Raw genomic sequence first — 14,852 nt, forward strand, 5'->3', positions numbered from 1 at the left:
CCTTGGAACTTCAAACACTGACAAGTCGCCCCGTGGGTTCGTGGGGCGGATACCTACTTTCGACAAATCCTTGGCCGTATACTCCGTATGACTTCATGCCCGAACCAAGAAGCATGGCTATATACATTTGCCGCTCCAAAACTCATCGAATTTGCAGAAGAGGTTGAACGAGATATTCCGGATAGCTGTCGGTACTTAAAGAGGCCTCAGAAAAAAACAAACCAAGCACTAGAGCAGATAGCAACGAATTCAAACCTCTCTCTTGGGGATCATGGAGGCAATACCGATGCTCTCTCAATCAATTTCTCTAGACGAATTGATCAGAGTGGTAGTATAGAATCGGAAAGCAACCCTGCTAGAATCGCGGACCTATCACTGACAAGCTTTAAACAACGAGTCATTGAAGCCTTCCAATATCTTTGATGCAGTTTGCTTCGCGGAGACAGAGCCTGATACCGGTGTACTCTGACCATGGAACTCCAAACAGTAGCTATGTCGCCCCGTGGTCTCATGGGGCGAATTCCCAAATTCTGCATATAATTCGGAGTGAAAGACCAACTTGGATATGGCTTATCTCTGTAATATGTACATCTGAACAGCTTCTAGCTTAATGATTTCACTCAATGCTGACTACTTTCAGTGTTGCTCAGCTAAAAGCGAATTTTCTAATTGTGAATCAACAGTAGTATCTAGTGAAATTTCCATCTAAAGACTGATAGATTTATTACTTCATTTGAATGAGAGTACCCCGAATAGCTTTCTGTTGTACAGTATGTAAAAACTCTTCCAATGAGCCACTCATCCATAGCAAATCTTCCATAGCAGCTTTTTCAACGATTAGCCCTGTTAAAGACTGAACAGAGTTGAGACTAGTTGACAGAATCTCACTCTTGGCAATATCTGGTAACGCAACTTTCACAGCTCCCTTTAACCTACCAAGGCATTTGGTTCTATCATTTATGAGAAGTAACGGTCTTATTTGTGCTTTTTTGGAGATGTAGTCTAACCAGAACAGCAAGACATCAGGCACAGCTCCATTTAAGCGAAAGCAGAGCAATAACTCTTCATCAAGCAGGGAGAGTAGATCAGCACAGTCATAAAGCCCAATATCTATCTTTCCCAAGCTTTCGAGTTGACTTAAAAAAAGCTCTCGACGAAACTCATTTTGGGTATGTATGAAGTCTAAAATTGTTCTTTCATCTTTAAGAACGTGGCGATAGATTGCATCGATGCACTGTTCGAAATTTGAACCATCCAGCTGTAAGGATAGGCATGTTATTCCTAGTTGCTTCTCTAGCAATAACTCAAAATCTGGATAAAATGCACCATTCCAATCACTCACCTGGCAATGCAGAGGAACATGAGGATCTTGTTTAGCCCATAACTGAAGAGGTTGCGTGACAGCAGAAGGAATCCAGTAAATCATTGTGTATCCGCGATAAACAGCCAGAACAAGCAATTGTAAATGGCAAAGTAAAAAACATGTCTAACTTTACGTTCCCTCTGAAATGGCAATTTTTGCACATTTTCGTTCTCTGAGTGTTCATAGTTGTAAAGACTACACCCCTGTACTACCCAAACATATTACCACTGTTCCCTTTTCTGTTTGACTTTGTTTTTTTGCACCTGAGGTAGTCCTCCCATCCAATATCTTTTGGTGGAGGGCGTAACATCTGCTCAGTAACTTTGGCGCCCTTTTCAAATGGATTTATCCATGAGCTTAATTTATCACCACTAGTTAATTCTGCAGCCGAAACAAAGTCCTCCATTGTAATAGTCTCGTGATTGTTATCAATTGCCTCAACAGAAGCTTGGAAAATAAGGTTTCTCAATGACCTCATATTTCCTTGAGAAAAAGCGTATAATTTCTTTTGTAGTTCATCATTTGCTAAACCAACCTCTTTCCCAAAAGGTAAAGCTCTATCGAGGTGGCTCAGAAATATTTTAAACATCCCCTTTCCCCCTTGGTAACTGAACGGCCGAAGATCAAACTGAATTGAAAATCGTCCGTGCAATTGCGAGTTTGCTTTTAATACAACCTTTGAATACGGCATACCAAAAAGAACAATTGGGCACTTCGTTCTATTGAGTATCATTTTGAGCCAATTGCCTACTTGTGTAAGAATGCGATTTGACCTCTCTTCAACTAAGTGCTGAAATTCATCAATAATGATCAACTTAACACCAACCACAGGTATCAAGTCAGTCAGCTTTTGCGTCAATCTCGCCAGGTCAGTATCATAGAGCGCTAAGGGGTCGCCCATTTCAAGCAACAACTCTCTTGCTGCATCAACAGGCTTCGCATTGTCTGGTAACTCGATATGCAGAACAGGAACTACCTCTCCTCGCACTTTAGAGTCCCGATTATTTTGACTTAAATATTTTTTGATAACCGTCGTCTTGCCTACTCCTGATGCACCAAAGACCATCATACAAGTTGGCTCGGATTCAAAATCTGACAAATCCCTACATCTATCCATGTAGCTCAAAATTTTCGTAACACTCGGCGTTGATACAAATGCTCTTTTGGCTTTTGAGATGCGCGCCTCTCGAGTTTCATTCATCTATTGATTTCTCAAACATAATCAATATCCCAATCTTCATTATCCACAATTACAATTTCTTCTTCGTCTTTCTGGGGTGGGACAAGCTTAGTATTGCTGATGCTCTTTGCTCTTGCGCTATTTTCTTGATGCCTAGCTCCACGCCTACGAGATCTAATTTTCTTTGTTTCAAGAATTGAACGGTCAGCAATTTCTTCAATTTTGATCTCTGCATCGATTTCCTTATCTTCGTCATATTCTGCTGAATTTAATTCTGCTAGATATTTCATATTGTATTTATGCTGCCACAGAGAGACTCTACTAGCATATTCATAATCTATAGCATTAACCGTAAAGTATTCGTTCACATCTTCATCTAACACCCAAATGACTGCCATACACTCTGGATTATATTTGAACTGCACTTTATGATTCCCTTTTTTACCCCTATACCCAGCTAAACGTTCACTGCTGTATGTCAGCCCTTTATAAACGGTTACACCTGCTTTGGTTAGTTGTTTGCTATCAACAATAGCGAATTTAAAGTCCAACTCATCTTTAGATCCAGAAAACTCTTCAGGCTCCCATTCTTGACACCCATTTCGCCAAGCGATATTCGGACAATTAGTGCCTCTCTGGTTAGAGCCTTTGTGATAAATATCTACTAACCAAATCAAATAAATTTCTTTAATTTCATCTAACGTAAGAGTAGCTTCACGCACTGAATCGTAACCTTCTCTCTTAAGGTATTGGCTGAAAGCTTTCCCAGGTAAATCGTCTAGCAGAGAAGTATTGATAGTACCGTAACTGCGTTCCACATGAGGTTTATTGTCTGGCGTTTCTACTTTATTTTGATGTACTGTTATCAACAGTGTTTCACATGCAGAATCAAAGGCTTTTGACAGAAATTCTTTACCATTGTCAGTCACCAGCAAGTCAGGAATTCCGTAACAAAGCCATTCATTTTCAACTGATTCGAACGAGCTCAAAAGGTCATCTTTCCGCTGTATTGCATTCTTAAGAGCAAGTGACACTGATACGTAGCTCGGTGGTTCAAACCCCAAGTAAAATCCAATAACTGCTTTACTGTAACAATCGACCAATTGAGTAAGCCAAGGTCGACCTAGTGGCACGCGGTGTCTCTCATGAACAGCAAAGATATCCACGACTGTATGATCTATTTCAACCCTCTCAAGCACATAGGAAGTCAGTATCCTTTTTCCCATCCGGCGGAACTCTCTTTTCGCTACCCGCTCACCCTTCTTCGCTGCCAGTAATTCGAAAGGTGTCTTCTTTTTAACCCGTTTTCGAAAGGATTCATAAGTTGGATACTTGTACTTCGTTCCATTGTTCAGGTTATGCTGACGTAATTTCCTTCGTACGCGTTTATAAGCACTTCTTATACGCACTTTTCGACCAGATATAACTCTCTCTACAGCTTGATCCATCAAGGCATCAACGAATGTTGGTACTTTGGCTTTACTATTGCCTTTGTCTTTATATCTGGGAGCTAGGCTAACTGGGTTATAACCAGACGCTCTGAAACCTAACCACCAACGGTATATTGATATCGCACTTGGAATGTTCCGGTCATGTAACCGTTGTAGTGCAACGCGATGTGGTTCGATAGTCTTTGGAATAATTTTTTCGCACTCACTAGCTAAATAACGAAGAATGCTTAGACGAAAAGTAATTTGAGTGGCTATATTGTCAGGAAATGCGGATATATCTCGATATGTTTCTTCATCAACATCGCTGGTATCGACAACCCTGCCATCTGGATCAGGATTTTCTTTCTGAAGTGCAGACTTCCGATGAAAACTCAAGAATGATTTCTTAGGCATAACAACCCAACTCGAACTCAGACTCAAGTGATAGTGGTGTATCTAAAGTTGTTTGGAGTAAGTTTCGAGAAACCAAATCACACAGGAACGGTAATATTTTTCTTCCGTTTAAGCCAACGTGGAGCCCTAGACTCTTTGCTGTTTGGGCACCATTGTGTTTTAAGGTGTTAAGGAGAGTTTGATGGAAGTGCGTCAACTTATTTCTTGAAGCATATCGATGTAAAATCTTAAGGTTGCTAAATATGACCTTATCCAGTATTTCTTCCTCTGTAACCAGTTCTAATTCTAAACCCAACTCAAACGCGGCTTGAACTTTTGTTTCCCATTCACATTGAAATTCCGGCTTTGAATTCTCCATATCGGATTTTACTTCATACAGCGTATATTCACCGGTATCAAATTGAACTAGAAAGTCTGGGACGTAAGTATGGCTCTTACCGTTTAAGTAGTATGAAAATCTTATCGGCTGAGAACAAAAGCGAACGATACTTGGTTCGAAATCAAAATGATAACAAGCGGCACATTCTAAAAAGGATTCCACCGTGACTCTTTTTCCCATCTTAGCACTGACATAACGGTGTATGTTTTTTCCACGTGATTTAGTTAAGTTTCGAGCAGGAGTGTCAAACGCAGTTTCAAGTTCAAGCAAGGTGGCAGTAGAAGGGTAAGGTAGAGCAGACATAATATTGCCTCTTCACGATTTTGTCGTAAACTTACGTAAGTCTAGACCATGAAGAGGCAATATCAAATTATGGTTGTACCAAATATCAATATATGGTTGCAAATATCAATTTATGGTTGTTTCAACACTATTCGAACTCGTTCAGATTACTCTTTACCGAATACGTTGTTCTCTTGCTCTTGTACACGGATGAAAGTCGTACGCTTCGTTAGCTCTTTAAGCTTTGCTGCGCCTACGTATGTACAAGTTGAACGCACACCACCAAGGATGTCAGAAATCGTGTTGTGAACTGAACCACGGTATGGAAGTAAAACAGTTTTACCTTCCGCAGCACGGTACTTAGCAACACCACCTGAGTGCTTGTCCATAGCCGACTGAGATGACATGCCGTAAAATTTCATGTATTGCTTACCGTCTTGCTCTACTACTTCACCGCCTGACTCAGAGTGACCAGCTAGCATGCCGCCTAGCATTACGAAATCAGCACCGCCGCCGAACGCTTTAGATACGTCACCCGCACATGAACAACCACCGTCACCGATGATCATGCCGCCAAGGCCGTGTGCCGCGTCGCCACATTCGATGATTGCAGAAAGTTGAGGGTAACCTACGCCAGTTTTAACACGTGTAGTACAAACAGAACCAGGGCCGATACCAACCTTAACAATGTCTGCGCCCGCTAGGATTAGCTCTTCAACCATGTCACCCGTTACAACGTTACCAGCAGAGATAACTTTAGTCGGGAATTCTGCACGTACTTTCTGTACGAACTCAACAAGGTGCTCTGAGTAGCCGTTAGCGATATCGATACAGATAAATACAAACTCTTCGCTAAGAGCCATGATCTTCTTAACTTTCTCGAACTCAGCTTCAGATGTACCTGTTGATACAAATACGTTGTTCAGTGTTTTCTTGTCTGCTGTTTTAGCGAACTCAGCCCACTGCTCTACTGTGTAGTGCTTGTGTACTGCAGTCATAACACCGTGCTCTGCTAGAGCAGCTGCCATTTCAAAGCTTGCTACCGAATCCATGTTCGCTGCAATTACTGGAGTACCAGACCATTGACGACCGCTATGCTTGAATGTAAAATCGCGGGTTAATTCAACTTGAGAACGGCTTTTAAGGGTAGAACGCTTCGGACGGAAGAGTACATCTTTGAAACCTAACTTAAGTTCTTGTTCGATACGCATGGTGTTTTCCTTGATTCATAAAATTATGTGTCTCTCGCGAAATGCGTAGTAAAACCGTTGGCAGACGAGTTTACTTTTCTTCGGACACAAAAAAACCGGAGCGTTGGCAGACGCTCCGGTTTTCAGCATTATAGGTCGTGATTTAGTAACAGCAAGTCTGATATTTCATTTTTTTTTGTGCTATCCTCTCGAAGATTCCATATCTGGTAAAAGCTCCCAAGTAACACTTCCCCACTAAATTCTTACTAATTAATAACTTAGCGAACCAATTACGCAAACGCTGTCGGTTTATTGCGCAATCGTTTTCCTCCCTTTTTTACGTAATATCCCCCTCACAAAGTAAATATGTGAAGAAAGTGCCTCAAAATCACATAAAAACCACACTTTTATCCAACAAAAAAATGCCTTTTTTCTTAAATAAATTCGATTTTTTTCTAATTTTTATCGGTTTTTGACCAAATTGGGCAGTCTGGTGACATTTCTGTTTTGCGGTTACTTGGAAAAGTAGAGTGAAAACGACTCAATCTAGAGGCCAATACTCACTTAGACTTTAGAAATCAGCCCTCGCACTCCATTAAATGAAGCTTTCAAACTCAAACTTTATAAATCCATCTTCTATTCACCCGTAGCATTGCCGCGCCGAAAGCACATTTCGTGGCTGCCCTTTCGTTCATGTAACCTGGAATATTCAGTAAAGCGCATAGAAAAAGAAGATTGATTGACGTGAAAATCTAGGGGAAAGATTAGATTTGAAGAATAGAAAGCAAAAAAATGGCTAAGGTAATTAACCTTAGCCATTTTTATTCGATGTTTTGAATTGTTCTTTACAAGCTATGAGTATCGAATTAAGACAGGTGCTAATTCTTTTGAGCGCTTAACGCTTCTGCAGTCGCATCTTGAATCGACAAGAACAATGACGTGATTTGTCCAGTAGGCGAACGCATCGGGTTTAGCGTCACGTTCTGGTACATGAAATCAGCTTGTTGAGTAACGGGGCGAACATTGCGGCACTTGAACAGGTAAGGTCTTTGTGGCCATGTAATAAAGCTCCGACAACCTAAATCATAGACTGGCTTGGTTTTCAGCCTAAACCACTCTTCTGGGATTTCAGGGAATAACTCAAAGATCGACTTACCGATAGCATCATGTGATTGCTTACCGCTATGGTGAGTCATGAAGCCATTCCAAACTTGCACCTCAAAATCGCGATTAATAACCACCAGCCCCATGTCGACGTTCTGAACCATGTCCACCATCCAGTGGAACTGTTCAAATTCAGCAGGAAGATTCAACATATTAAAACTCCTCCATTAGGTAGGCCAATTTATTATCTAGAAGTGGCAAAGATTCATCAACAAACATGAATAGAAGGTCACAACGGATTGAAGTGCCGTCTATGTTATAGCTGACTTCGAAAGTCATCGTTTTCTTGAATGAGCCGCCGGTATTTTCAATAACGGAATCGATTGAGATGTGTTGACCAAGCAACACAGGAGAGCTCTGGAAGAAACGAACTTCTGACTGCTCCCCTAACCCGTTCAGGAATGAACCCACAAGGATGTTAGATACATCCATCAACAGCTCTAATTCTTCTAACTGTTCGCTTTCTGTTGGCACCTTCATGAGCTTTTTAAGATCGCTCACACTGGAATCACTCAGCAAAACTAACGCTTCACCTGCAATACCTTCTCCGCTAAAGCCTTGGCAAACACCCGACACTTGGTCGTTGTCTGCTAAGTCGCGAAGTGCCATGTGCAATTCACTCACTTCCAAAATATTCACGTTCGGTAGTGGTAAATGGACAAATACATCAAAATGGCGCGCCAGTGCATCGGCGGCGCGGCCAATTGCTACGTTCGCCACTTCCATGTAGATATCGCGTCTGCGTAGTATTGGAAGATCTAAAGCGGTAGGGGTAACAACCTGAGGCTGCGTTGGCGGCTCAACAAGTTCACGTAAAATGCCTTTTAACGCTTCTTTATCGATCGGTTTTTGTAAAAACGCTTTAGCACCGAGGTCCATGACCCTCTGCTGCGCTTTTGGCTGGATGTCACCGGAAACAACGACAACAGGTGTGTTATCACCTAAGCGTTGCATCTCTTCCAATGTGCCATAGCCATCTAGCTCTGGCATGGTCAAGTCGAGGAACATCAGTTTAAACTGGTTTTGAGCTAACTCTTCAAGTGCATTAAGCCCATGAACAGCAAAAGTTATATCTGCATTTAGAGAACTAGGCAGTGATCGAGCCATCTGCTTCCTTGCTAATGCAGAATCATCACATATAAGAACTGGGAACGACATAAATGCACCACCGACAAATTAAAGCTAATTTCGAGGAGTGTAACAGATCATTATCGTATCAGGTACGGGGTGAATGAATTTATATGTAGATTATTAGTCAGATTGATGGGAAAAGCGGATATTCGATTATCTCTGATTATTCTTTATGAAAAACAATATGCTACAGAGATAGTAACAAGCCTTTTTATAAAGTAATTGCACTATTTCATGAAATGACTGCGATAATTTATAGAATAATAGCCTTAATAAGTAGCCTATTAAGGCTCGACTTGCCGATTCACGCAACAACCATATATGTTGAACGCCTATACGTGTTGATCGCCTACTACGCGTTTATCAGGTTGACGTTTTTATCCGTTTTACATAATGAGTACAAGGGAGCTAAAACTGATATGTAGGCCATAGAATCAGTAATGCGAAACGAATAACCACAGCAAACACCAGTAAAGCGATGCCCAGACGGTACCATTTATATTCCGCAATATTCATTGGGATACGCTTATAAAACATAGTAATCACGCCTTTCCAATCACTACTGCGTCTTCCGTACTGCATCATGCTCGTCAAAACAAACAGAGCACCAAGTACTAGCATTCCTTTCTCAGCCCAAAACAATCCAACTTCCATTTGTATTTTCCTTGATAAAACGGTGAGCGACTTAAATCATTCTAGCCACCTTTACGCTCGGTTTCTGTAAGACCAAGGTCTAAATTACGAAGTACGCAATTCAGGGCTTTTAGCTGATAGCGCATTGTCGGTAATTAGAAACTGGTAATTGGTAACTGGTAATTGATAGTTCTCGGCCAGCAGTACAAAGTTTATCGTTCAAGCTTTCATGGTAAAGGCGAGCATCACAAGCAGATCACGAATAAGCATGAGTCGAGAGATCCGGAGACTTACTGTTCTTTTGAATGACACGCATCAGCTGGATAAGCAGCAGAATACCTGTCACACCTAAACCAACACCGATTCCGCCCCAGATCCCTGCCAATTCAAACTTAGACATCAAATACCAAGCCGCTGGCAAACCAAATACCCAGTAACCAATGGCTGTCATTACGGTTGGCATTGAGACAATCTTCATCCCTCTCAACAGGTTAATCGCCAATAACTGCCAAGCGTCTACAATAAAGCACAACGCAACCACCCAAATAACAGAGGCCAATAGCGAAGTCATTGCGCCCGTACCATCGTCTAACTTGAAGATAGACGCGATCATTTCTGGCCAGATGATGAACACGGCAGATAAGGCTACGCTCAACACCGACACCAATATAAAGCTTAGAATCGAGGTTCTTTTGATGCCTTCGTAGTTACCCGCACCGAAATCACGTCCAACCAAAATCGCCGCAGCTTGTGAGAAACCGAAATTGAAGTTCCAAGTAAAGCTTAAGCATTGCAGCAGGATTTGGTGCAGCGCGAGAGAAGCAATACTGATCGTCCCCGCCATCAGAGTTCCGCCGTATATCAAGCCATGTTCAAGTAATGCAGCGAGCCCAATAGGCAAACCCATCATCAAAAGCGGGCTCATTAACTTGATTGAATACTCTTCTGTGTTTAACCAAGGGGCGAACTGCTTAAACTCGTCACGCTTGAATACCCAAACCGTGTATCCAAGCATCACGATAAAGGCCGCGATAGCCGTACCTAGCCCTAAACCGGTTAAACCCATGTCTAATTGGAAAGTTAAGAAGTAGCTCACTGGCACATTCAGAATTACGGTAATAACAGACATCACAAGAATAGAACGCACATTGCCAAACGCACTGGTTAAGCCACGAAGTACCAACAAGATAAGCGAAGGCAACATCACCCACTTCAAAGCATGGACATATTCCATGGCTAAAGTGATCACTTCTGGTGGCTGTTTGGCTGCTTCTAATACCAACGGAGCAAACCAGAAGCTGGCCATTAAGGTCACGCTGAGCACGAATGCCAACATGGTTGCGCCTTTCACCGCCAATCTGATTTGTGTATTACCAAACTCAGGGCGAGCTACGCGCTGACCGTAAGCGATCGCAATCAAGTTCGCGACACACCCCACGGTGCTGCTCGCAATAATAAAGATGAAAAAGTAGATAGAGGCGCCTAAGCCACCAGCCGCAAGGGCTGACACACTGATACGCGACATCATCCAAACATCAGTAAGGACTAACGCCATAGAGATCAGCTGTGAAATGATCAAAGGGAATGCAAGAGTGAGTATTTTTTTCATGAGCGCCTCAGGTAATTTCGCCCAAAATACGATCGATGAAGCTGGCGTTCAATTGATAAATTTGCGACTCTAACATTCCATAAACTCATGCGAACGAATTATGACCCCATATCCTAGCTTGCCATCATCCCATAATGGCTTAAAAGCCTTCGAAGCTGCTGCAAGGCTGATGAGCTTTACGTTGGCCGCCGATGAACTGCATGTGACACAAAGTGCGATCAGCCGTCAGATTAAACAGCTTGAAGATGAGTTAAACGCATCATTGGTTATTCGTAAGCATCGAGCGATTGAACTAACAGAACAAGGTCACGATTTGTATGTGGCTTTACGTGAAAGCTATGCCAATGTCGAAACGGTTATTGCTTCTTGGGGCGAGCCAAAGCAGAAACGTATTGTGATCAAAGCGACTTTGAGTTTCGCGACGCGCGTATTGATCTCTAAAGTACGGGAATTAAACGAGCGTTATCAAGATTATGAAATCGTCATTGTGCCTGTGATTGAGGAAGACGAATCGATCAACAGCAGCGAATATGACCTGCTGATCTTTCACACGCGCTTCAAAAAACGCTATGACAAGGCACCTAACATCACCTTCTTACGTGAAGAGTTTATGGCGCCGGTCTGTTCGACTAGTTTAACGAACAAAGATATTGACCTCGATTCGCTCTTAACCTTACCAAGACTCCACCCGACCTTAGATCATCACGACTGGAAAGTGTGGCTGGCTGATGTCGAGTTCCCACCGAAAAAGCCCGTTAGAAATACCAGCTTCTTGTCTTTGGATATGGCACTCAGTGCTTGCTTGTCAGGTGAAGGCGTCACGGTGACGGATTTACTGTTGGTTTTACAGGATCTACAACGGGGCTTCTTGTACTGCCCTAAGGATGCAAAGATTCAACACAGTGCTTGGACTTACTTCATGCACCAGCGTACACACACGCCTATCATCAATGACCTTATTGAATGGCTGAGGGAAGAGACAGCCAAAGAGATCGAGTTGCTGAAATCACTCGCACAGCAATATCAATGGTTTGGTGTAATAGAGCAAGACAAAGGCTTTGGTCGACTCTCTTAAATTAAGCTATGATTCCCCTTCCCTCACCCGATTGATATTTTTATGCCTTCTTTCTCTGTTTCAATGATCCCTGTTGGGGTTAGGTTCATGATCCTCTCCGCTTTTGGATTCGCACTGATGTCTGCTTGTGTGAAATACATCAGCAACTACGGTATACCTGTATTTGAAATTGTTGCAGCAAGGGCTTTGGTCTCTTTGATCATCAGCTACATCGATGTGAAACGAAAAGGCATTTCGATCTGGGGTAATAACAAACCACTCTTGTTTGTGCGTGGTGCTGTCGGTACTGCGGCGTTAATGTGTGTTTACTACGCCGTCACCACCTTGCCACTAGCAGAAGCGACCATTCTACAATACGTACATCCCGTGTTTACCGCGTTGCTTGGCGTGTTGTTCTTAAAAGAGCGCGTGCAAAAGTCGACCATGATCTGCATTGCATTCTGCCTCGCGGGATTGCTGGTGATGGTACAACCAAGCATGAACAGCGGCGTAAACAGCGAGTTACCCATGTTCAGCATTATGGTGGCGTTATTGGGCGCGTTTGGTAGCTCAATTGCTTATGTAATTGTGAGAAAGCTTAGCCAAACTGAAGATAGCTCAGTGATCATCTTCTATTTCCCGCTGGTTGCTCTTCCAATCTCAACAGCCCTGATCTGGAACGACTTTGTATGGCCGAGCTTATTCTTAACCGTTATGTTGGTTCTGGTCGGGATTTTCACTCAGATCGGTCAATACGGTTTAACCAAAGCGATGCAAACTCAAGCTGCCGGTAAAGCTTCGGCTTACTCATACGTTCAAATCGTATTCTCAGCGCTGTTAGGCGTGTGGATCTTCAATGAGATTCCATCAGTTTGGACTTACCTAGGTGGTGGTCTAATTGTCACGGGCGCACTCATTAACGTGTTTGGCAAACAGTTGTTAGTGCCATTCAAGGCTAAGTAGCTAAGTAACCAACTAAGCGACTAAGCGACTAAGCGACTAAGCGACTAAGCGACTAAGCGACTAAGCGACTAACAGAGTAAAGATCAGTTAGCCAATCAGCTAATAGATATAAAAAGGGCATTGCGGAATATTCCACAATGCCCTTTTTGTAAGTCTTCCTAGCACCCTTTCTTGGACGTTTTATTTCGAACAATCTTGCTCTAGTACACCAACTCGATTACGAGTTCTACTACGTGGCATTGCGCAGCTTGGGATCATCACTCAAGTACTCTACAAATTCGATTTCAAAGCCCGCCGGATCGACAAAGTAAACGTTTTTGCGATAAGGTTCTTCAGCTCCAGGTTTGGCAATAGGGAAACCCACATCAATAAGGCGCTCAATCACGCTCTCGATATTGTTGGTTACATAAGCAAAATGCGCGAGACCGACAGAATGCCCAGCCAAATATCTGTTTTCTCCTTCGCCGTGATCGCTCAATGCGATGTATTGGTATTCATCACCAAAATGTAGCCAGTTACGTGGCTTGCCAGACCATTCGCCTTGCCCTTCATCACGCACATACCAGTGAGGGAAAGCTGCTTTATAGAAAGTCAGCATCTCTGGGATATCTTTAACCACTAAATTTACATGTTCAAGTTGGATCATTCTTCTCTCCTTAAAGTATTCTCTTAAGCGACGTTGCATATCCTAATACCTCAAGTTAAGTTGAGGTAAAGAACTAATTTACGTTTATTTTCGAGAACGTCTTTAGAGTCCAAGTTGTTCTGCTTTGACTACATACAAACTGTAAGTTTAGACGACCTAATCCAATGTAACTCTCTTGCCTCGTATTATGTTCTTTGTACTTAATACCAGTGACTTTATGGGAGGTGTTCTATCCAAACCACACCTTCCACAAAGTGAGCCGATGAAATGGATGCTGTATACAGGCCTCCCCTCAGTGATCGCAATGCAGAACCAAACCGTAGTTAATTGAAATACAAGCACTTAGCATTTTTTAGTCGACTGCGTAGCGGGAGTGATACATGGACAGCAGAATTACCATCAAAGAATTTCTCAGAGTGTTCGATTACCTTCGTTCAACGGGCGAACAGTTGGACAATAAATATCAAATAGGTGAGATATTTGCTTGGCATGATTACGACGGTTACACCTGTTGGCTAAGCTACAGAGACGTTACGGTAACCCTGATGTTCCATGGTTCATTAAAAATCGAATACGACAAAGCGTCGAACTATGAAGACTTCATCAACCATTGTCTGGCTATGCTTGCTACAGAGCCTTCTCCGTAAGTACGAAAGGTCAACACGCCCTAGCAACTAATAGATAAAATCATGCACGAAACTGACTTTAAAACGCACTTACTGCGCAAACGAATCGCTTCTTTGTGGCTAATACTCAGCTTTTCTTTTTTATGGTCTCAAGTATCTGTAGCAGGAATAGATATGATTGATTTTACACAAGCGAACGAACAGAAGAATTGGACAGCGACCAACGACAATGTGATGGGCGGCATCTCAACAGGCGGTCTTATTCATGATGGCGAGACGAGTCAATTTAAGGGCGAACTATCGTTAGAGAACAATGGTGGCTTCAGTTCAATCAATCGCTCTGTTAAAACACTAAGCTCTGAAACGGACAGATTAGATTTGACGTTTGTGGGTGATGGTCGTACTTACCAATTAAGGTTCACAACGTGGATAGATGGAAACAGGACCAACTACAAGCACAACTTTGAGACAATTAAAGGTGAACAACTCAAGAAAGCCTTCCGACTAAAGGACTTTCAAGCGGTGTTTAGAGGTCGGTTACTCAACGGAGCTCCGGCGCTTAAAGCTCAAGACATTAAACAGATCGGCTTTTTGATTGCGGACAAACAGCCTCTGCCCTTCGAGCTAAACTTACTTCAGATTCAATTCAAAACCTCGCAAGAAACGGAGTAACGCTTTGTTGGAATAAGGTAAAGCCTGAATAAACCACAGACGAACAAAAGCCCCTGATATCTTACCGATTCGCGATAGATATCAGGGGCTTTCTATTCAAGCGTTCAAAAGATCAA

Annotated in this window: 14 protein-coding genes and 1 pseudogene; 5 read left to right on the forward strand and 10 right to left on the reverse strand. The window is 42.6% G+C overall.

Going from position 1 to position 14,852, the window contains the following annotated elements:
• Positions 1-48 precede the first annotated feature (48 nt).
• Positions 49-202 (forward strand): annotated as a pseudogene (locus ACED42_RS18775) (diguanylate cyclase); the annotation flags it as partial.
• 522 nt (positions 203-724) lie between these two features.
• On the opposite strand, the gene ACED42_RS18780 reads toward ACED42_RS18775, so the two are convergent.
• The 9 genes from ACED42_RS18780 to ACED42_RS18820 all read right to left on the reverse strand — a co-directional run bounded on the left by ACED42_RS18780 (position 725) and on the right by ACED42_RS18820 (position 10,775).
• On the reverse strand, positions 725-1,426 hold the full coding sequence (locus tag ACED42_RS18780) for a hypothetical protein (RefSeq protein ID WP_102582511.1): 702 nt from the start codon (positions 1,424-1,426) through the stop codon (positions 725-727).
• Positions 1,427-1,571: 145 nt separating this feature from the next.
• Positions 1,572-2,564 carry a TniB family NTP-binding protein gene (locus ACED42_RS18785; RefSeq protein ID WP_102582512.1) on the reverse strand — a complete coding sequence of 331 codons (993 nt, stop codon included), beginning with the start codon at positions 2,562-2,564 and terminating at the stop codon, positions 1,572-1,574.
• 11 nt (positions 2,565-2,575) lie between these two features.
• A complete protein-coding gene (locus ACED42_RS18790; RefSeq protein WP_371703733.1) occupies positions 2,576-4,387 on the reverse strand; it encodes a Mu transposase C-terminal domain-containing protein in 1,812 nt (603 codons plus the stop codon).
• A complete protein-coding gene (locus ACED42_RS18795) occupies positions 4,380-5,069 on the reverse strand; it encodes a TnsA endonuclease N-terminal domain-containing protein (protein ID WP_102582514.1) in 690 nt (229 codons plus the stop codon). The genes ACED42_RS18790 and ACED42_RS18795 overlap by 8 nt, the downstream gene beginning before the upstream one ends.
• 146 nt (positions 5,070-5,215) lie before the next feature.
• Positions 5,216-6,259, reverse strand: a complete 1,044-nt coding sequence (locus ACED42_RS18800; RefSeq protein ID WP_009844818.1) for a GMP reductase — start codon at positions 6,257-6,259, stop codon at positions 5,216-5,218.
• 857 nt (positions 6,260-7,116) lie between these two features.
• On the reverse strand, positions 7,117-7,554 hold the full coding sequence (locus ACED42_RS18805; RefSeq protein ID WP_009844817.1) for a PAS domain-containing protein: 438 nt from the start codon (positions 7,552-7,554) through the stop codon (positions 7,117-7,119).
• Position 7,555: 1 nt separating this feature from the next.
• Positions 7,556-8,560 carry a response regulator gene (locus ACED42_RS18810; RefSeq protein ID WP_012600962.1) on the reverse strand — a complete coding sequence of 335 codons (1,005 nt, stop codon included), beginning with the start codon at positions 8,558-8,560 and terminating at the stop codon, positions 7,556-7,558.
• Between the two features lie 381 nt (positions 8,561-8,941).
• Positions 8,942-9,187, reverse strand: coding sequence for a hypothetical protein (locus ACED42_RS18815; RefSeq protein ID WP_009844815.1), 246 nt, complete (start codon positions 9,185-9,187; stop codon positions 8,942-8,944).
• A gap of 235 nt (positions 9,188-9,422) precedes the next feature.
• Positions 9,423-10,775 carry an MATE family efflux transporter gene (locus ACED42_RS18820; protein WP_371703734.1) on the reverse strand — a complete coding sequence of 451 codons (1,353 nt, stop codon included), beginning with the start codon at positions 10,773-10,775 and terminating at the stop codon, positions 9,423-9,425.
• A 100-nt stretch (positions 10,776-10,875) separates the two neighbouring features.
• On the opposite strand from ACED42_RS18820, the gene ACED42_RS18825 reads away from it, so the two are divergent.
• Complete coding sequence (locus ACED42_RS18825) at positions 10,876-11,850, forward strand: LysR family transcriptional regulator (protein WP_371703736.1); 975 nt, start codon at positions 10,876-10,878, stop codon at positions 11,848-11,850.
• Between the two features lie 42 nt (positions 11,851-11,892).
• Positions 11,893-12,792, forward strand: coding sequence for a DMT family transporter (locus ACED42_RS18830; RefSeq protein WP_017103817.1), 900 nt, complete (start codon positions 11,893-11,895; stop codon positions 12,790-12,792).
• A 229-nt stretch (positions 12,793-13,021) separates the two neighbouring features.
• Here ACED42_RS18830 and ACED42_RS18835 read toward each other — a convergent pair whose 3' ends face one another.
• On the reverse strand, positions 13,022-13,438 hold the full coding sequence (locus ACED42_RS18835; RefSeq protein ID WP_371703738.1) for a VOC family protein: 417 nt from the start codon (positions 13,436-13,438) through the stop codon (positions 13,022-13,024).
• 380 nt (positions 13,439-13,818) lie between these two features.
• Between ACED42_RS18835 and ACED42_RS18840 the strand changes: the two genes are divergently transcribed.
• Both ACED42_RS18840 and ACED42_RS18845 read left to right on the forward strand, forming a co-directional pair.
• Positions 13,819-14,085, forward strand: a complete 267-nt coding sequence (locus ACED42_RS18840; protein ID WP_371703740.1) for a DUF3081 domain-containing protein — start codon at positions 13,819-13,821, stop codon at positions 14,083-14,085.
• Positions 14,086-14,127: 42 nt separating this feature from the next.
• Positions 14,128-14,736, forward strand: coding sequence for a CIA30 family protein (locus ACED42_RS18845; RefSeq protein WP_371703742.1), 609 nt, complete (start codon positions 14,128-14,130; stop codon positions 14,734-14,736).
• The last annotated feature ends 116 nt before the right edge of the window (positions 14,737-14,852 follow it).

The sequence above is a fragment of the Vibrio sp. FF145 genome, from assembly GCF_041439075.1.
GTDB classification, from domain to species: domain Bacteria; phylum Pseudomonadota; class Gammaproteobacteria; order Enterobacterales; family Vibrionaceae; genus Vibrio; species Vibrio tasmaniensis_A.